This is a genomic window from Sutcliffiella deserti (genome assembly GCF_020037475.1).
Classification (GTDB): Bacteria; Bacillota; Bacilli; order Bacillales; family Bacillaceae_I; genus Sutcliffiella_A; species Sutcliffiella_A deserti.
In genome coordinates this window covers 458,339-477,379 of the sequence record NZ_JAIQDB010000001.1, presented here as the reverse complement: position 1 = coordinate 477,379, position 19,041 = coordinate 458,339, and the positions used below count along the sequence as shown (strand labels likewise).

Annotated in this window: 20 protein-coding genes; 13 read left to right on the top strand and 7 right to left on the bottom strand. The window is 37.5% G+C overall.

Translation table 11 applies throughout. The annotated features are described in order from the left end of the window. Window positions 1-111 precede the first annotated feature (111 nt). Window positions 112-1,077, top strand: coding sequence for an NAD(P)H-dependent flavin oxidoreductase (locus K9B36_RS02300; protein ID WP_223700383.1), 966 nt, complete (start codon window positions 112-114; stop codon window positions 1,075-1,077). Between the two features lie 236 nt (window positions 1,078-1,313). Continuing rightward, window positions 1,314-1,583, top strand: coding sequence for a UPF0223 family protein (locus K9B36_RS02295; protein ID WP_223700382.1), 270 nt, complete (start codon window positions 1,314-1,316; stop codon window positions 1,581-1,583). Between the two features lie 182 nt (window positions 1,584-1,765). Here the strand turns inward: K9B36_RS02295 and K9B36_RS02290 are convergent, their stop codons facing one another. Continuing rightward, complete coding sequence (locus K9B36_RS02290) at window positions 1,766-2,422, bottom strand: YktB family protein (RefSeq protein WP_223700381.1); 657 nt, start codon at window positions 2,420-2,422, stop codon at window positions 1,766-1,768. Window positions 2,423-2,684: 262 nt separating this feature from the next. Between K9B36_RS02290 and K9B36_RS02285 the strand changes: the two genes are divergently transcribed. Then, window positions 2,685-2,873, top strand: coding sequence for a hypothetical protein (locus tag K9B36_RS02285; RefSeq protein ID WP_223700380.1), 189 nt, complete (start codon window positions 2,685-2,687; stop codon window positions 2,871-2,873). 146 nt (window positions 2,874-3,019) lie between these two features. After that, window positions 3,020-3,829 (top strand): inositol monophosphatase family protein, encoded by an 810-nt coding sequence (locus tag K9B36_RS02280; RefSeq protein ID WP_223700379.1) that lies wholly within the window; start codon window positions 3,020-3,022, stop codon window positions 3,827-3,829. A 120-nt stretch (window positions 3,830-3,949) separates the two neighbouring features. On the opposite strand, the gene K9B36_RS02275 is transcribed toward K9B36_RS02280, so the two are convergent. Continuing rightward, window positions 3,950-4,120, bottom strand: a complete 171-nt coding sequence (locus K9B36_RS02275; RefSeq protein WP_223700378.1) for a DUF5325 family protein — start codon at window positions 4,118-4,120, stop codon at window positions 3,950-3,952. Window positions 4,121-4,249: 129 nt separating this feature from the next. Between K9B36_RS02275 and typA the strand changes: the two genes are divergently transcribed. From typA to K9B36_RS02260, 3 genes are all read left to right on the top strand, one after another. After that, entirely contained in the window at window positions 4,250-6,085 is a 1,836-nt protein-coding gene (gene typA, locus K9B36_RS02270; RefSeq protein WP_223700377.1) for a translational GTPase TypA, read from the top strand. Window positions 6,086-6,168: 83 nt separating this feature from the next. After that, window positions 6,169-6,489, top strand: coding sequence for a YlaH-like family protein (locus tag K9B36_RS02265; protein ID WP_223700376.1), 321 nt, complete (start codon window positions 6,169-6,171; stop codon window positions 6,487-6,489). A 13-nt stretch (window positions 6,490-6,502) separates the two neighbouring features. Continuing rightward, on the top strand, window positions 6,503-6,787 hold the full coding sequence (locus K9B36_RS02260) for a hypothetical protein (protein WP_223700375.1): 285 nt from the start codon (window positions 6,503-6,505) through the stop codon (window positions 6,785-6,787). A 21-nt stretch (window positions 6,788-6,808) separates the two neighbouring features. On the opposite strand, the gene K9B36_RS02255 is transcribed toward K9B36_RS02260, so the two are convergent. Then, complete coding sequence (locus K9B36_RS02255) at window positions 6,809-7,213, bottom strand: hypothetical protein (protein WP_223700374.1); 405 nt, start codon at window positions 7,211-7,213, stop codon at window positions 6,809-6,811. 47 nt (window positions 7,214-7,260) lie between these two features. Then, window positions 7,261-7,461 (bottom strand): YlaI family protein, encoded by a 201-nt coding sequence (locus K9B36_RS02250; RefSeq protein ID WP_223700373.1) that lies wholly within the window; start codon window positions 7,459-7,461, stop codon window positions 7,261-7,263. 160 nt (window positions 7,462-7,621) lie between these two features. On the opposite strand from K9B36_RS02250, the gene K9B36_RS02245 reads away from it, so the two are divergent. Next, window positions 7,622-8,077 (top strand): pyridoxamine 5'-phosphate oxidase family protein, encoded by a 456-nt coding sequence (locus K9B36_RS02245; protein ID WP_223700372.1) that lies wholly within the window; start codon window positions 7,622-7,624, stop codon window positions 8,075-8,077. Between the two features lie 56 nt (window positions 8,078-8,133). Here K9B36_RS02245 and K9B36_RS02240 read toward each other — a convergent pair whose 3' ends face one another. Then, on the bottom strand, window positions 8,134-8,742 hold the full coding sequence (locus K9B36_RS02240) for a YhcN/YlaJ family sporulation lipoprotein (RefSeq protein ID WP_223700371.1): 609 nt from the start codon (window positions 8,740-8,742) through the stop codon (window positions 8,134-8,136). Window positions 8,743-8,967: 225 nt separating this feature from the next. Here K9B36_RS02240 and K9B36_RS02235 point away from each other — a divergent pair, with 225 nt between their 5' ends. Further along, window positions 8,968-10,299, top strand: a complete 1,332-nt coding sequence (locus tag K9B36_RS02235) for a PhoH family protein (protein WP_223700370.1) — start codon at window positions 8,968-8,970, stop codon at window positions 10,297-10,299. A gap of 93 nt (window positions 10,300-10,392) precedes the next feature. Here the strand turns inward: K9B36_RS02235 and K9B36_RS02230 are convergent, their stop codons facing one another. Continuing rightward, the gene (locus K9B36_RS02230) at window positions 10,393-10,893 is read right to left on the bottom strand and encodes a peptidyl-prolyl cis-trans isomerase (protein WP_223700369.1); all 501 of its coding nucleotides are present in this window, start codon (window positions 10,891-10,893) and stop codon (window positions 10,393-10,395) included. A gap of 150 nt (window positions 10,894-11,043) precedes the next feature. On the opposite strand from K9B36_RS02230, the gene glsA reads away from it, so the two are divergent. The 3 genes from glsA to pyc all read left to right on the top strand — a co-directional run bounded on the left by glsA (window position 11,044) and on the right by pyc (window position 16,227). Continuing rightward, window positions 11,044-11,973 carry a glutaminase A gene (gene glsA, locus K9B36_RS02225; RefSeq protein WP_223700368.1) on the top strand — a complete coding sequence of 310 codons (930 nt, stop codon included), beginning with the start codon at window positions 11,044-11,046 and terminating at the stop codon, window positions 11,971-11,973. 125 nt (window positions 11,974-12,098) lie between these two features. Then, window positions 12,099-12,377, top strand: coding sequence for a YlaN family protein (locus tag K9B36_RS02220; RefSeq protein WP_223700367.1), 279 nt, complete (start codon window positions 12,099-12,101; stop codon window positions 12,375-12,377). Between the two features lie 406 nt (window positions 12,378-12,783). Next, complete coding sequence (gene pyc, locus K9B36_RS02215; RefSeq protein WP_223700366.1) at window positions 12,784-16,227, top strand: pyruvate carboxylase; 3,444 nt, start codon at window positions 12,784-12,786, stop codon at window positions 16,225-16,227. 241 nt (window positions 16,228-16,468) lie between these two features. Here pyc and K9B36_RS02210 read toward each other — a convergent pair whose 3' ends face one another. Then, window positions 16,469-17,386 carry a COX15/CtaA family protein gene (locus tag K9B36_RS02210; RefSeq protein ID WP_223700365.1) on the bottom strand — a complete coding sequence of 306 codons (918 nt, stop codon included), beginning with the start codon at window positions 17,384-17,386 and terminating at the stop codon, window positions 16,469-16,471. Between the two features lie 498 nt (window positions 17,387-17,884). On the opposite strand from K9B36_RS02210, the gene cyoE reads away from it, so the two are divergent. Next, window positions 17,885-18,808, top strand: coding sequence for a heme o synthase (cyoE, locus tag K9B36_RS02205; protein ID WP_223700364.1), 924 nt, complete (start codon window positions 17,885-17,887; stop codon window positions 18,806-18,808). Window positions 18,809-19,041 lie beyond the last annotated feature (233 nt).

The window sequence follows — 19,041 nt, the reverse complement described above, 5'->3', positions numbered from 1 at the left end:
TTTTTACTTATCCTTGCATAGATTTTTCTTTAGAATTTGGATTGAACTAACAGGATTTCCTTTATATATAAAGAAAGATATATTGAAACGATTGAAAGGAGAGGAAAATAGATGAACTGGGAGACAAGAGTAACGAAATTATTAAACATAGACTATCCAATTATACAAGGAGGGTTAGCATATTTGGCTTATGCCGATCTGGCTGGAGCAGTTTCTAATGCAGGCGGACTTGGACAAATTACCGCTATGAGTTTGGATAGTCCTGAATTGCTTCGTGAAGAGATAAAAAAAGTGAAGTCTATAACCAATAAGCCTTTTGGTGTTAATTATGCGATAGGGCAGCATGGTCGGCCATTTGAAGACATGTTAGAGGTTGCAATGGAAGAAGAAGTTCCAGTAATTTCAATGACAGGTGGAAACCCCGCTCCTATTTTTAAAAGACTGGAGGGTTCTTCTTGTAAAAAACTTGTCCTCGTAGCAGCGAGAAGGCAAGCGGAGAAGGCGGAAGAGCTTGGAGCTGATGCAGTGATGGTGGTAGGACAAGAAGGAGGAGGGCATTTAGGAAAGCAAGATTTGGGTACAATGGTTCTTGTTCCTAAGGTGGTCGATGCCTTATCTATTCCTGTCATAGCATCAGGAGGAATCGGAGATGGTCGTGGTTTTATGGCAGCTTTAAGTTTAGGGGCAGAGGGGATAGAAATGGGAACACGCTTTATAGCTACGAAAGAATGCTTACACGCGCATCCTATCTATAAGGAAATGCTTGTTAAAGGCAGTGAGAATGATACGGTCGTTATTAAAAAAAGCATTGGTACACCTGCTCGTGCCATACACAATAAATGGACTGATGCCATTCTAGCCATTGAGAAAAATGAGCTCGGCTATGATGGGTTGAAAGAACATGTTAGCGGAGTGGCAAATAAACGCTTTATTTATGATGGAGATATTGAAAATGGATTTGCATGGGCAGGTCAAGTGATGGGATTAATAGATGATGTTCCTTCTACAGAAGAGCTGATTACCCGGATTATAGAAGAAGCGGAAGAAATAAGAAGGAAATGGACAAACTATCGTTAATCAGTGCTATAATGGATTTTTATTTATACATAAAGGCTCTTTTCGAAAAGATTGTTGCTATAAGCCCCGTAAAAAATCGGCAATTGTTTTTTTACTGTCATAACAACACAAAAGTAAGAGTAACATTTTAAATTTAACAGGGTAAGGGCACGTCAGCAACGATTATAACGTGTGGTAGCAATTTACGTAAAAGCAACAATCAATGCGAAAACAGTCTACATAAAAGAGGTGACATTATGGACTTTTCCTATCCAATTTCCCATGAATGGTCAACAGATGAAATAGTTGAAGTAATTGCATTTTATGAAGCGGTGGAAATAGCATATGAGAAAGGTATGGAGCGGGATAGATTAATGAAGATATACAAGAGGTTTAAAGAGATCGTTCCTTCTAAGTCGGAAGAACGCAGTTTAGCAAATGAATATGAGGAACTTAGCGGATTTTCGGCATATCACACAATAAAGAAGGCAAAAAATTTAGAAACCGGAGACATTGTGAAAATGTAGCAGGAAATTCGCTAGTATGCTCTTTTCGTAAATGTTATAAACAAATTGGAAGCTGGATTTGTTACTGCGATATTCACACGCAATCGAGAGTGAATATCGCAAATTAAAGCAGAAGCAACTAAGGATGCGAATATAGCCTTTAGAAAAGATCAGTGGCACTCATGCACTGATCTCTTTTGGTTTTAATTTCCCTCCCTTGCAGTAGTTTGTTTAGTTAATGTATAAAGTAGATTTAATTGTTGAAACGCATTTTCAATTTTAGCGATTGTTTCGTCCCCAGTTAAATTGATAGCTTCTTCTTTAGGAATTTGAATGCCGCATAATAACTCGGCTTTTTTGACGTTTGTTAGACGTTCAACAAGTTCTTTATGTTCTGTCTCTGAAAGGTCACTTTGCCGAATAACATCAGGCTTCGTATGGTCTTTTGACCAAACAAATTGAGAAGGGATTTTAGTGCGTACATTTTGAAGTTCCTCTATTAGTGTTTCTCCAAAAGCCTCTTTGATCTGTGCTTCATAAATTATCGCGAACCAGACAAATACATGAGTTTCCCACAAACCGATTTGAAAATGTGGAAGCATCTTATAGCCGCGATTGCTGTTAGCGAATGCCACCCAAGAATCTTTAGGTGCATTTTTTGTTCTTCTAGCATGCTTCGCTACATGATATTGCATCTCCATTCCAGTCATTGCAGATAAAGTAGGTGCAAAGTGCTGGCCGAGAACTTCGAATTTTGGTTGTATTTGTTCTTTTAAAGCGTGCATTCGCTCTTCTAATCCATTTATAGTAAAGACATTAAAATCAGCACTTTGAAATCCATTGAATTTTTTGTTTGTCACCTTCATCACTCCGTATCGTTTTTCCTTATACTGCACTGCAGTAATTATAGTAGAGAATTATCTCTCTTTTTCATAAGAGGTATTTTAGCATAGCCCTTTCGTTATTCCAAAAGATTGAACCTGCCTTTGATTTTTACAAAAGCTTTTTTTAGGTATATGCACATTTTAGTTACCATCCTCCTTTCCCCTCATATGATATAGCAACTATTAAAAAGTGACTGCAAGAGGCACCGTTGTTAAAAAACTGTAAGGAGGGATTAGGATGAAACAAGTGGTGACACCGTGGAAGAAGAAAAAGGAAAATAACAAAAAAGCTGTGCTGAAACTTGAAATTGACTATGAATTAGTAACATTATTTGATGCCATAAAAGCCAAAGATTCAGAAGCAATCCGTAAAACAAAAGGAAAATTAGAGCAGTTGCGAAAAGATATGATGAATTTAGAGGTTTAGTAGCATAAGCTGCCTAACGAACCTGTATGAGGTTCGTTTTTCTTTGTCTCGCATTACTTGATTTTAAAGAACAGATTCAGTAAGCTAAAAAATAATAACCTACATAATATAGAAGAGCTTAAATTATAGTAGAAGGGTAGGGTTTTATGAACTGGAAGGAAATTGATGAAAATGCAAAAAGGTGGACTAGAGATGCAGGAGAGAAAATACGAGCTTCTTTCAGTGAAGAACTTTTAATACAGACTAAAAGCTCCCCTAACGATCTCGTCACGAATATAGACCGCGAAACAGAACAGTTTTTTATCGAAAAAATTAGACAGGCCTATCCAAATCATCAAATACTTGGTGAGGAAGGATTCGGAGACGAACTGGAGAAATTAGATGGCACTGTCTGGATTATCGATCCCATAGATGGAACCATGAACTTTGTCCATCAGCAGCGGAATTTTGCCATTTCTGTTGCAGTATATCAAGATGGAGTGGGGAAGGTTGGATTAATTTATGATGTTGTACATGATGAACTTTACCATGCAATGCCGGGTGAAGGGGCTTACTTAAACGATACGAAGCTACCCCAGTTGCCCCAAGTGTCTGTTGAACAAGCTATTATTGGATTGAATGCGACTTGGATAACCGAAAACAAGAGAATTGACCCCTCAATACTTGCACCACTGGTTAAAAAGGTAAGAGGCACTCGCTCCTATGGTTGTGCAGCAATGGAAATGGCATATGTAGCTACAGGTAGAATAGATGCTTATATTTCATTGAGACTCTCTCCGTGGGATTATGCAGCAGGACTCATAATTGTAGAGGAATTGGGTGGGAAAGTTACAACACTTACTGGTGAACCATTGACCTTGTTAGGGCAAGACAGTGTTTTTGTGAGCAAACCTGGTCTTCATGATCAGATAAGGAAAAATTATTTGGTGGATTATAAAGAAGAACCCAAAAATTAATAAAAAACCCTCAGGATTTCTTTCACTGAGGGTTATTCAAGAGGCATTCATGCATAAAACCTGCGAGGTAATTACCAGCGGTTTTAAAAAAATCAAAAAATTAAAAGAAATTTTTTAGTATTAATTTAGACTACGCTTTTTTTTGAATGCAAATACCATAACAATAATTAATAAAATAACTGCGAATACTATACCCAGAAGGCTTCTTTCAGCTATAGCAATGCCGATAAGCGCCATCGAGGCGGCTGTTAATACTGCGAAAAGAACAAAAATCCATTGAATGTTTTTCATGATTCCACTCCTTAATGTTAAGTGTTTTTAACACTTAACATATATTTTACAGAAGTCTCTTCGTCTTTTCTACCTTGTTTGTGGTATAATATTAAAGTTATTAAGTTGTTAATTTAGGGAGATGAAATAGTGAACATCCGCAATGATATTAGAAACATCGCAATTATAGCTCACGTTGACCATGGTAAAACAACGTTAGTAGACAAATTGCTACACCAAGCTGGTACGTTTAGAACGAACGAGCATGTAGCAGAACGTGCCATGGACTCAAACGATCTAGAAAGAGAACGTGGGATTACCATATTGGCAAAAAATACGGCAATTAACTATAAAGACACACGCATTAACATCATGGACACACCAGGACATGCCGACTTTGGTGGAGAAGTGGAAAGAATCATGAAAATGGTTGACGGTGTACTTTTAGTGGTGGACGCATATGAAGGCTGTATGCCTCAAACACGTTTTGTACTTAAAAAAGCTTTAGAGCAAAACCTTACACCGATTGTCGTTGTAAACAAAATTGATCGTGATTTTGCCCGCCCTACTGAAGTTGTGGACGAAGTTATCGATTTATTCATCGAACTTGGTGCATCAGAAGAGCAATTAGAGTTCCCTGTAGTTTACGCTTCTGCGATTAATGGTACTGCAAGTACAGATCCAGAAAAGCAAGATGAAAACATGGAAGCTATTTACGAGTCCATTGTAGCAAACATTCCAGCACCGATTGATAATAGCACAGAACCACTTCAATTCCAGGTTGCTCTTTTAGACTACAATGATTACGTAGGAAGAATAGGGGTTGGACGTATTTTCCGTGGAACAATGAAGGTAGGACAACAGGTTGCATTAATGAAGCTTGACGGCTCTGTTAAACAATTCCGTGTTTCTAAGTTGTTCGGTTTTATTGGACTAAAGCGTGTAGAAATCGAAGAAGCAAAAGCAGGAGACCTTGTTGCAGTTTCTGGAATGGAAGACATCAACGTAGGTGAAACGGTTTGTCCGGTTGACCATCAAGATGCACTTCCAGTTCTTCGTATCGATGAGCCGACTCTACAAATGACTTTCTTGGTAAACAACAGTCCATTTGCAGGTAAAGAAGGTAAATTTGTCACATCTCGTAAAATCGAAGAGCGACTAGAAGCACAGTTGGAGACAGATGTGAGTTTACGTGTAGACCCGACAGATTCTCCAGATGCTTGGATCGTATCAGGACGTGGAGAGCTTCATTTGTCCATTCTGATCGAGAATATGCGTCGTGAAGGATTTGAGCTGCAAGTATCAAAACCAGAAGTTATCATCAGAAATGTTGATGGCAAAAAATCAGAACCGGTAGAACGTGTGCAAATTGATGTGCCTGAAGACTATACTGGTTCCATTATGGAGTCAATCGGCGCCCGTAAAGGTGAAATGGTTGATATGATCAACAATGGTAATGGTCAAGTTCGCTTAATATTCATGGTACCATCACGTGGACTGATCGGTTATACCACTGAATTCTTATCTTTAACTCGAGGATACGGTATCATTAACCACACATTCGATAGTTACCAACCAATGGCTGCTGGTCAAGTTGGTGGACGTCGTCAAGGTGTACTTGTTTCTATGGAATCTGGAAAAGCATCTACCTATGGTATCATGGGAATTGAAGACCGCGGTGTAATCTTCGTTGAGCCTGGTACAGAAGTGTACGAAGGAATGATCGTTGGAGAGCATAACCGTGAAAATGATCTTGTGGTAAACGTTTGTAAAATGAAGCAAGCAACAAATGTTCGTTCTGCTACAAAAGATCAAACTGTTAGCATGAAAAAACCTCGTCTTATGACTTTGGAAGAATCTTTAGAATACCTGAACGATGACGAGTATTGTGAAATAACACCTCAGTCCATTCGTTTACGCAAAAAAATTCTAGATAAAAACGAGCGTGAAAGATCTGCTAAGAAAAAGAAATTTGCAGAAGCATAATAAATAGGGAAGTGAGGAGTGTTACATAGCGTAGCCTCCTTGCTACCCTTTTTCTAAATTTTAGGAATTAAGGTGATTAGGAAATGGAAGAAAATGTACCGGAAAGACTATCTTTTTTTGCTAGTCTCTACCGTGTGGATGAAAATCCTGATTTAGGAATGTGGCTGTTGTATTTTACGATACTTGCCTTATCTATTCTAGTTTATAAGCTAGGCTTTGCTTTAAAGCTACCAATTTTAAAGTCTGCTGTTATCTATCTATTTTTAATTTTAGGTGGAACTGTACTTTCTTTTTTAGGAATATTTCTTCCTGTAGCAGAAGGATTAATTGTTGCTGCCTTAATATTAATTATTTATAGAATCAGGCTGCGCCGTCATAAGCAAGAAGAAGGTTCGGCAAATTAAAGGGGGACAGGATATGAGGTCCTTACAGGATACATTATATAATTGGTTAACAATAAAGGTGGTAGCGGAAGCAAGGCCAGATGATAAATCAGCTCAGGATACTATGCATCTGTTTGAGTCCATTTTAAAAGATGATCATCACATAAAAGATATAATCGTAACTAAAGGAAATCCAATGTACACCGTTTCCTATGCTAAAGATGGAGAAGTGCATAAAACAAGGTTTCCGGTCGAATTAATTGATGTAATGATCGAACAGATTAAAAGTGAGCCTGAGAAATATCATAACTATGAATGAAGAAATACAGAGGATTACTCATCAAATGGAGTTATCCTCTTTCCTTGTGTGGAAAAAAGTATAAAAAGCGGGAAGTAAAATTGCAAATAACAAGTGGCATATTGTCCAGAGAGTAAAGCTTTGAACATCTGAAACAGGAGGTGTCGCCTTTACTGCTAAAATAGTTAAAGGGAAATAGAGAAAAACAGTGGGTAAAGTTATTAGAAGTGACAACATATATTTTCTCCATTTGCTAACCACTTTAAAATAGTTCAATATCCATCCAAACATTACACCAATAAAAATAGCAATGAGTAGATGGAAGAAAAATTCTATCGGCTCAGAATAATTCTGTTCTCCCATATATGGAATAAAATCAATGTTCAACAATAAAGTGTAAATCTCTTTAGAAGTTAAAGCCTCGAGGCCTTTCATAACTAACCCCATTATTATCCCGCTTAATAAGCCTGCTAAAGAACCCCTGATAAGCAATATTACCACTCTTCCTGTTTTTGTTTCTGTTCAAAAAGTCGAAAGTTTCCTGTGGCTTTTCTTTGATTGGTTCTCATTTCAATTCGTTCACTGCATTCGTTACACATGTAAGTATGGATAGGTCGATTCCGTAGTCTTTTTGCTATTAATGTTTCATCATTTATACTTTCAATTTTATCGCAAATAACACATTTAACTCTCATAGGGCACCTCATCTACTCAATCTTTAGGTATAGTATAGCATAAACCTGTCCGAACAAAATAAAATAAAAGGAGGAAACTACGTTCGAATACAGTTTGTAAGTTTTAAAAATTTGCTGATATGGTATGATAGGAGAAAAATAAAAGGAAAGGGGGAGAACGATGCCTAATCTGGTGGAATCAGTTCTTGTTGATTCTTTGCTTGAAGCTTTGCAAGAGGAGCGGTTAGTAACGATAAGCACAGTCGATTATGAAGATGGCGGTCCGAATGTGAGTGCTGTTTCTTGGCTTTATGCTCCAGACGAAACACACATTTTGGTTGCTGTAAATAATAAGTCACGTATTGTCAAAAATATTGAAGCAAATAGCAATGTCGTAGTGACCCTGTATGCCAATGAATCTGTTTTCTCCATTCACACTCAAGCGTCTATAATGGAAAGAGAGATAGAAGGTTTGCCATTAAAACTGGCTTTAATTAAATTAGAGATAAAAGAAGTGCGTGATGTAATGTTTTATGGTGCCAAAATAAGCGCTGTGCCTCTTTTTGAAAAAACGTATGACAAAGCAGCCGCAGCAAAGTTGGATAAACAAGTGATGGAAGTTTTAAAAGGCTATTAATTAAGAAGTGCCAAGAAATCAGTGGGAAGAGTCCCCACAGACTTCCTTGGCGCTTTTTAATTGCTTTTCTCATTTTTATGGCCATTAGATTGTTTTTGTTGTTCTTCTTCTAATTCTCTTTCTGAATCATCAGATAGCTGTGAATTATTCTGTTCTGTAGGATTTGGTGCTGTAGGTTCTCTTAAGTCCATCGGTACCTCAGGCATCACCCGGCCAACTATTTCTGCAAGCTCTTCCATCACACCAGTCAAAGGTCTTCCTCTTTGAATATCTCTTCCCATTTCCTGAAGACGTACAAAGGAATCTGCATCTGCAACAACGACTGCCGTTGCCCCGTATGGATCACTTTTTAAACTCTCTGCTACAGAATATTTAATGGTACTAACTTTGGAGCGATCTAGATCCGAGTTAACGTCAATTCCTACTACTGCATAATGGCCAAGTACTACTGCTGTTGCATCATTTACATTTGGTGTTCTAGAAGCGATTTCAACTAAATGAGCAGATATTTCTTGTCCAGTCTTTCTGTCCACTTGAACATCCGCAGAATCCTTAACATGAATAACCTGCGAGTTTTCGTTTTCTCTAGAAATGTTACGCGGTCCATTGTTACAACCTGAAATTGCTAAAATCACAATCAAAAGCATGAAAGATAGATTTTTCATTAGACTATACTCCCTTCCCGAACTTTGTCCTATTTTCTTATGGCTTGATTTTATTGTTCATTTGTTCTTCTATCTTTATTCATTTGGACATATATTTTATCAACGGTCCGTCCTTTTTAAAGGTCAAGTAATTTTAAAAAATCGACCATTTGGTTAAATTAGAGGAGGATGCCTTGATTGACTCCAGTAAGAAAAAGAATACAGCCAGGAGTAGGAGGCGGCAGGTTGAGTAAAATTTATGTTTTAGATACCAACGTTTTATTACAGGATCCAAACTCCATTTATTCCTTTTCAGATAATGAAGTAGTGATTCCTGCAGTTGTATTAGAAGAAGTGGATTCAAAGAAAAGATACATGGACGAAATTGGCAGGAATGCTAGACAAGTTTCTAAGATAATTGATTCACTTCGTCAAACAGGAAAACTTCACGAAAAAATACCATTACACAATGGTGGAGCATTAAGAATAGAATTAAATCATCGAAGCTTTCATCAATTACAAGAAATTTTTGTAGAAAAAACGAACGATAACCGGATTCTTGCGGTGGCAAAAAATTTGTCATTAGAAGAACAAACGAAAGAAAACGGCAGGCAGGTTATTCTTGTAAGTAAAGATGCACTTGTGCGCGTGAAGGCAGATGCTATCGGCTTAGTTTCCGAGGATTTTCTCAATGATAGAGTGGTTGATGTGGATCATATTTATAAAGGGTTTTTGGAAATATACGTTCAGAAAGAAAGTTTGGACCTTTTCTATGATAAAGGTGAGATAAATGTGTCAGACCTGGCAAATCACCCGTTTTATGCTAATCAATTTATTCTTATGAAGGATGCTTTGGGTGGTTCTTCTTCTGCCGTAGGTTTAGTCGACTCAACAGGAAAAAAGGTAAAAAAATTAATATTTGATACGCAAGATCATATATGGGGGATTCGTCCGAGAAATGTCCAGCAAACGATGGCATTTGAATTGCTGCTTCGAACAGATATTCCATTAGTTACGCTTACCGGGAAAGCGGGTACAGGAAAGACCTTGATGGCTCTTGCTGCGGGACTAATGCAAACCGAAGATTTAAATAGATACAAAAAATTGTTAGTTGCAAGACCAATTGTGCCCGTGGGTAAAGATATTGGTTTTTTACCAGGAGAAAAACAAGAAAAACTGCGACCTTGGATGCAGCCTATCTATGATAATTTAGAGTACTTATTTAATACAAAAAAGCCCGGAGAACTTGATGCAATCTTAGCTGGAATGGGTTCAATTGAAGTCGAGGCATTAACTTATATTAGAGGGAGAAGTATACCAGACCAGTTTATTATCATTGATGAAGCACAGAATTTAACGAAACACGAGGTGAAAACAATACTTACAAGGGTTGGCGAACGAAGCAAGATAGTGTTGATGGGGGATCCTGAACAGATAGATCACCCGTATTTAGATGAATATAATAACGGCTTAACCTATGTAGTGGAACGCTTTAAAGATCAAAAAGCAGCAGGGCATGTTAAGTTAGTGAAGGGCGAAAGATCGATGCTCGCTAAGCTGGCTGCAGATTTATTATAGGAGGAGGGGCTTGTTATTCACCTAAAGCTGCACAAAAAGGGCCTGAGAAAACAATTCTCAGACCCTCACGCGGCATTCAGTAGACTTGTGGTGTTACTTGACAATAATGCGGTATACACTTTGAAGAGGGTCTGCCTTATTGGATCCGTCACCATAGTAAACATGGACAGGGCCACTCTCTCTTAAAGGTTTGCCTTTATTAGAAAATGCAAAAATGACTTCTTGCGCCTTTTTTAAATCTACTTCCAGTTCCTGCTCGTCTGATAGAAAAGTGACGGTTTTTGCATCTGGAGATGGTTCAGCATTTTTTAAGAAAGGGGCAAATTTGATTCCGAAAGAACCAGTTAGCAGTTTCTCTTTCTCGTATTTTCGTTCAGTTTTTAAAGTTGGTGGCTGTATAGCTCCTTCTCTAATTTCGCGTTCCCAATTTTTAGAGGCCGCTTTGGTATACTCTTCTAGTTCATTGATTTCTTGTATATGCTCTTGTTCGAAATATGTATCCAAATCCACGCGACGATCATCAAATATCCATACACCGGGATCCATTGTTATTTGGTATTTAACCTTTCCTTCTATTCTTATGATTGTCTCCATGATGTTCCCCCTAAAAATAATCTTTTTCATCATATCTCTTGTCATTATAAAGCTTGCAAAAGTATTTGTCATGTTATGTAATGAAATGTTTCTTCTATCACATATCAGGGAATCTAATGGGCAAAATAGTACAAGGAAGGAGTGGAGTAAATGGCTTGCCAAAGAGAAGATGAACTGCAAGAACTTGTGGATGAAGCAAGAAAAATAGCATATGAAGGAAAAGTAGCAAACTATATTCCAGCCCTGCAAAAACAAAACCCTGAAGTTTTATCTTGTGCAATCACCTATCCAAATGGTAAATGCGTTTCAGCTGGAGATATTAATCAATCTTTTAGCCTTCAAAGTATATCCAAGATTATTACACTGGCAATAGTTCTTATGGACTATGGAGTGGATCACGTTTTTCATAAGGTAGGTATGGAACCGACCGGAGATCCTTTTAATTCCATTGTAAAGCTTGAAACTTCCTCTCAGGCTAAACCATTAAATCCCATGATAAATGCTGGTGCACTAGCAGTAACTTCTATGATAAAGGGGAAAAATGCAGAGGAAAAAGTAGAATACATATTAAAGTTTGTAAGAAAGCTTTGCAATGATCCTGATATTACATACTGTAACGATGTGGCAATATCTGAATTTACGACTTCCTTTTTGAACCGTTCGCTTTGTTATTATATGAAGGGGGGCGGCGTAATACATGGGAACGTTGAGGAGATAATGGAAGTTTATACAAAGCATTGTGCCATCAGTATGAACAGTCTACATTTAGCAAATGTAGGAGCGGTATTTGCCATGAATGGCGTTAATCCTGTAACGGGTGAGAGAGTCATGCCAAAAGAAGTTGCGAGAATTTGTAAAACTTTCATGGTAACTTGCGGAATGTACAATGCTTCTGGAGAATTTGCTATAAAAATTGGAATACCTGCAAAGAGTGGTGTCTCCGGTGGAATCATGTGTAGCGTACCAGGAAGGTTCGGTATTGGCATCTTTGGCCCTCCATTGAATGACATTGGAAATAGTCATACTGGAATGAAATTATTAGAACTTTTGCAAGAAAAGTACGATTTAAGCATGTTTTAAAAACAAATTGACAAATTTATAATGATTAGAAAGGAACCTGAGCTTTTCATCCTTGCATTTTAGCCCAAAGAACGATACTATTTAATAATAGGATAGGTATTTGTTCGTAAACGGAGGGGTCGATATTGGCATCAGATATCGTGGTCGATCATCGTGATAAAGCTATTTCGCTTTTAAAAGCAGATTCAGATAAAATTTTGAAGCTTATTCAAGTTCAGATGGATAACTTGACAATGCCTCAATGTCCACTATATGAAGAAGTCTTGGACACCCAAATGTTTGGCTTGTCCAGGGAAATGGATTTTGCGGTTCGATTAGGTTTAATTTCTGAAAAAGAAGGCAAGGAAATACTAGCCAAGCTTGAAAGAGAATTGTCGGCTTTGCATGAAGCATGGGAAAAGTAATTAAATCAAATTTTAATGCTCAATCGACTACTACGGTGGTTGATTGAGCGTTTTTATTAGGCTTTTTTCGGAAAAATTGTTGCTCTAAGCCTCAAAAAGAGCTCGCATTTGGATTCTTTACAATCGGTAACTCACAAGTCAACAGGGAAAGAGCACATCAGCAACAACTAGTGACCGGTTGTTCCAACTTACGTAAAAGCACCAATAGCTACGAAAACGACCTAATATTAAGCTGAAGTTGCTAGTCCACTTAAATTAAAGGGTTTAAAAATATACAATTTTTTACACTTTTGTGCAACTCTATAAAAAAGGAGGAAAAATGATAGAGAATAATGTATAATTGTAAGTATAATTAAAAAATTCACAAAACATTTCCGGAGAGAAGTAGCTACTAGGGGGAGACAAAATGACGAAAAAAATTAATAAAATACTAGTTGCCAATCGTGGCGAAATTGCAATTCGCGTTTTTCGAGCTTGTACGGAATTAAATATCCGGACAGTTGCTATCTATTCAAATGAAGATATTGGTTCTTTTCATCGATATAAGGCTGATGAGGCCTATTTAGTCGGAGAAGGAAAAAAGCCTATTGATGCCTACCTGGATATTGAAGGAATAATAGAAATTGCTAAAGCTAATGACGTAGATGCAATTCATCCTGGCTATGGGTTTTTATCAGAAAACATTCATTTTGCCAGAAAATGTGAAGAAGAAGGAATTAAATTCATTGGTCCTCATTCAAAGCATTTAGATATGTTCGGGGACAAAGTTAAAGCAAGAACCCAAGCCAACTTAGCAAATATTCCAGTTATACCCGGTACAGATGGACCTGTAAAATCTTTAGATGAGGTAATGGATTTTGCTGGAATCCATGGTTTTCCATTAATGATTAAGGCAGCTCTTGGTGGTGGTGGCCGTGGAATGAGAATTGTCCGTAGCAAATCGGAATTACGGGAGGCATTTGACCGGGCAAAGTCTGAAGCAAAAGCAGCATTCGGAAACGATGATGTATACATAGAAAAACTGATTGAAAATCCAAAGCATATTGAAGTTCAAATCCTCGGAGATGAGCACGGTGAGATTGTGCACCTATTTGAACGCGATTGTTCTATTCAACGTCGTCACCAAAAAGTAGTAGAAATAGCACCAAGCGTTTCTATTTCTGATGATTTACGCGATCGCATTTGTAATGATGCAGTAGAATTAATGAAAAATGTAGATTATATTAACGCAGGAACGGTGGAATTCCTTGTTTCTGGGGATGAATATTTCTTCATTGAAGTAAATCCTCGAGTGCAGGTGGAACATACCATTACGGAAATGGTTACAGGTATTGATATTGTTCAATCACAAATAATGATAGCAGAAGGACATGCTTTACACAGTAAAAAATTGGCGATTCCTAAACAAGAAGATATCCATGTTCATGGGTTTGCCATCCAGTCTCGTGTTACAACAGAAGATCCTTTGAATGGCTTTATGCCTGACACAGGGAAGATTATGGCTTATCGTTCTGGCGGAGGTTTTGGTGTCCGGTTAGATGCAGGTAATGGATATCAGGGAGCGGTCATAACTCCTTATTACGATTCCCTATTGGTTAAACTTTCTACATGGGCTTTGAGCTTTGAGAAGGCAGCCAATAAAATGGAACGTAATTTAAAAGAATTTCGTATCCGGGGGATAAAAACTAATATTCCGTTTTTAGAAAATGTAGTAAGGCACCCTAATTTCATGAATGGCAATTATGATACATCATTCATAGACAGTACTCCTGAGTTGTTTGTTTTTCCAAAGCGTAAAGACCGTGGAACAAAAATGCTTACCTATATTGGAAATGTAACAGTAAACGGTTTTCCAGGAGTTGAAAAAAGGAAAAAACCGATTTTCCAAGATCCAAGGATTCCTAAGATGGCAGAAAGCCTTTCAATTCAAAATGGGACAAAGCAAATTTTAGACGAACGTGGTCCAGATGGCTTAGTTAAGTGGATTAAAGAACAAAAGGAAGTGTTGTTAACGGATACAACCTTTCGAGATGCACATCAATCTCTTTTAGCGACCCGCCTTCGAACTCATGACATTAAGCAAATAACTGAACCAACCGCGAAAATGTTGCCTAATCTCTTTTCAATGGAGATGTGGGGTGGTGCCACCTTTGATGTTGCTTATCGCTTCTTAAGTGAAGACCCGTGGGATCGCTTGTTAACATTACGCGAAAAGGCACCAAACATCCTTTTTCAAATGCTTTTGCGTGCATCCAATACGGTAGGATATAAAAATTACCCAGATAATTTAATTAAGGAATTTGTTGAAAAGTCAGCACAGGCTGGAATAGACGTTTTTCGAATTTTCGACAGCTTAAACTGGGTTAAAGGAATGACGCTCGCTATTGATGCTGTAAGAGACAGTGGTAAAATAGCGGAAGCTGCGATTTGTTATACGGGTGATATTAATGATGCTGCCCGGACTAAATATGATTTAAACTATTACAGGGACCTGGCTAAAGAATTGGAACATAGCGGTGCTCATATATTAGCGATTAAAGATATGGCTGGTTTATTAAAACCACAAGCTGCCTATCGATTGATATCTACTCTAAAAGATACCATCAATATACCTATCCATCTGCATACACATGATACAAGTGGAAATGGTATCTATATGTATGCAAAAGCAATCGAAGCTGGTGTAGATATTGTTGATGTTGCGGTAAGCTCGATGGCAGGATTAACATCTCAGCCAAGTGCAAACTCCCTGTATTATGCACTAGAAGATACAGAACGCAGACCAGATGTACCTGTTAAAGCATTGGAAGAACTTTCTCATTACTGGGAAGATGTTCGTAAATATTATAGTGACTTTGAAAGTGGGATGAACAGTCCGCATTCAGAAGTGTACATGCACGAAATGCCAGGCGGTCAATATAGCAATCTTCAACAACAAGCCAAAGCAGTAGGTCTTGGTGCACGCTGGGACGAAGTAAAAGAGATGTACCGCCGTGTTAATGATATGTTTGGCGACATTGTTAAAGTTACTCCATCTTCAAAAGTAGTTGGAGATATGGCGTTATTTATGGTACAGAATAACCTTACTGAACATGATGTTTTAGAAAAAGGGGAAAGTATAGATTTTCCTGATTCAGTTATCGAATTATTTGAAGGCTATTTAGGTCAACCTCATGGAGGATTCCCGGAAAGATTACAACAAGTAATATTAAAAGGGAAGACACCAATAACAGTCCGTCCAGGAGAGCTGTTAGATGATGTTGATTTTGAAGAAATACGTCAAAAATTATTTGATACGTGTAACAGACAAGTTACTAGCCATGAAATGATTGCGTATGCTCTCTATCCTAAAGTGTATTTAGACTACCATAAGAAACAGGAAACATATGGAAATGTTTCAGTTATCGATACACCAACTTTCTTCTTCGGAATGAGACTAGGAGAAGAAATTCAAGTCGAAATCGAACAAGGGAAGACATTAATGGTAAAGCTTGTCTCGATTGGTCAACCACAGAAAGATGGTACAAGAGTTGTTTATTTTGAACTAAATGGACAACCTCGTGAAGTTAACATCAAGGATGAAAGTGTGAAATCTGATGTTATCTCAAAGCCGAAGATGGATGCAAGCAATCCTGCACATATTGGAGCAACTATGCCTGGAACGGTAATTAAGCTTCTTGTAGAAAAAGGAGAAAAAGTTTCTAAAGGCGATCATCTCATGATTACAGAGGCAATGAAAATGGAGACAACAGTCCAAGCACCATTTAGCGGGACTGTAAAAGACATTTACGCTACTGCTGGCGAGGCGATAGCTACAGGTGATCTTTTAATAGAAGTGGATCGGATTTAAAAGGTAGTTTTAAGAAGACCCGAAAAGCTTATTAGTCTTTTCGGGTTTTTTTATAGAACCCATAAAAAAAGGCGAGGCCCTCTCCGATATGGAGAGGGCCTCGCCTTTTTTATTGGCTGAATTCGCAACAATTGTTTCTTTTTCTTAAGAGGGTACCAGGGTACCTTTCGTTACAATTGTTGCTGTTGTGCTCTTTACCTGTAAAATTCAGAAGTTATTCTAAATCTTGAGAAGAGCCTTTTTATTTGATTTTATGTTTATTAATTTTATTTCTCGATACAAGCATTAATAGATAGCTAAGTACTCCAAATAAACAGGAAATAATTAGAGCATGTAATAATGATATGAAAATATTCAATTTTGTAACTACAACTAGAGCGCCAGTTGTCGCTTGAAGTAATACAAGACTTGCGCTTATGAGCCATCCCTTATAGATGACAGGTTGGTGCTTGTACTTTTTGAAAGCCAGAATCGCTACATAAATAATCCATACTACAATTAATCCTGCAGCAGCACGGTGGCCCATTTGTATCCATTCATGCATTTGTGTTGGTATTCCAAGACCGTTTCGTGTACATGCTGGCCAACTAGGGCATGCTAAGCTTGCACCAACATGTCGAACAAGTGCGCCACTATATACTACAAGATAACAGTAGGTAATAATCCCGATAATATGAAAAGACATTCTACGGTCTATTATTAGGGATTCGGCATCAAATCGCTTGTCTGCTTCAAATATTAAAAGAGTAAGCAAAAACACAGATGCGAACGACACAAGAGATATTCCAAAGTGAAGAGCCAAAACGGCGGAGGATTGTGACCAAATTACAGCTGCCGCCCCAATTAGAGCTTGTAAAAGTAGTACAACAAAAGCAAGAATAGCTAAAAATTTCGTCTCTCTTTTATGTCCAATCACTCTCCAAGACCAAACAGCTAAAACAAGAACCATTATAGCTGCTATTCCTGATACAATGCGGTGGCTTAACTCTACTATAAGTGCGAAATCTATCGTGCTAGGAATTAATTCTCCATGACATAATGGCCAGGATCTTCCACAACCCATACCTGAGTCTGTTTTTGTTACCAGTGCACCTCCGATTAATACAAAAAGCATAACAATAGAAGTACAAACGGCGAACCACTTTAATAATTTATACAATTGATTCACCTTCTTAAAAAGAATTTATTACTCCCTTATATAAAAGTAGTAGTAGAAATGGTAAAATAGTAAACGTCCTCACAATACTACACAATCTCTGGTATATTGACAATATCCTTCGAAATTTACCAAGGGTTAAAAAACTATAGTAGAAAAGGTTGAATATTGTAGTGGAGTTTGCTAGAAATATATAAAGGATACCTTATGGTTCCTGCTTTTTGTAATAGCAAGCAGTAACATGTTTCATTATATAACGAATTTGCAACTGGTGGTAACATTCTACTTAGGTGACACAAATTATTCATATTTTCTTCAAATAAATTCACAATGTTTTAGGTAAATATGATTTAATATACAGAGAGAATGTTAGCAAACATCTTAATGTTTTCTAATAAAAAAAATGAAAGTGTACCTTAGTGGAAACGGATTCATAGCCGTTGCTAACATGTTTAAAATAGTGTTTTTAAATCTGCTCCAAGGTTCAAAGGAGGAATATAAATGGCAAATCTGAGGACGTTGGATCAAGCCTCTGCTTCCTTACCAAAAGATCTAGAAGTAAATTCTGCTTGGAAAGACTTCTTGGCTCTTATAAAAATAGGAATAGTGAATTCCAATTTTATTACAACTTTTACTGGTTTATGGTTAGCTCTATACTTTACCCAAAGTGGGTTTATAGCAAATATAGATATTGTTCTTCTTACCATTATTGGTTCCTCACTTGTTATAGCAGGATCCTGCAGCCTGAACAATTATATCGATCGAGATATCGATCATCTAATGACACGAACAAAAAATCGTCCTACTGTAACTGGTAGAATGAATCCCAAAGGGGCATTGTATCTAGGCATTGGATTGACAGTAGTAGGAACTATACTCTTGGCTCTAACAACCATTACAGCTGCAGTAATAGGTTTGATTGGCGCTTTCACTTATGTAGTCCTTTATTCCTTGTGGTCTAAGAGAAAAAATACTCTTAATACAGTGGTAGGAAGTATTTCTGGGGCAGTGCCACCTTTAATTGGTTGGGCAGCTGTAGATCCTAGTCTTTCCTTGATAGCATGGATCTTGTTCTTCATTATGTTTATCTGGCAAATTCCACATTTCCTAGCTATTGCGATCCGTCGCTGTGAAGAATACCGTAACGCAGGTATTCCAATGCTACCTGTAGTTCATGGTTTTAATATCACTAGAAGACAGATGCTTGTCTGGGTAGTATGCTTATTGCCTTTACCATTTTACTTATATGATTTAGGGTTAATCTTAGTAATAATTGCCACAATTTTAAATTTAGGGTGGCTGGCTTTAAGTATTGCAGGATTTAAGATGAAGGACCATATGAGATGGGCAACTTTAATGTTTGTATACTCCCTGAATTATCTGACGATACTCTTTGTCTCTATGATTGTAGTTACTATTTTTTAAAGCAGAGATAAACTAAAAACAATTTAGGGTTTGAATCATAAGGTTCAAGGGTGAAAGAAGGCAACCTGTGGTATAGTAACATATGGTAGGTGAACATCAATTACTGCAAAGAATATTATATTTTGCCTTTGTCCGCTCCTTGTGCGCATAAGTCATTTTCCGACAGATGTTTGGATAAAACCTCTGTCGGAAAATGCCTTATGCATATCAAGGCGGACATAGGTTTTTGTATT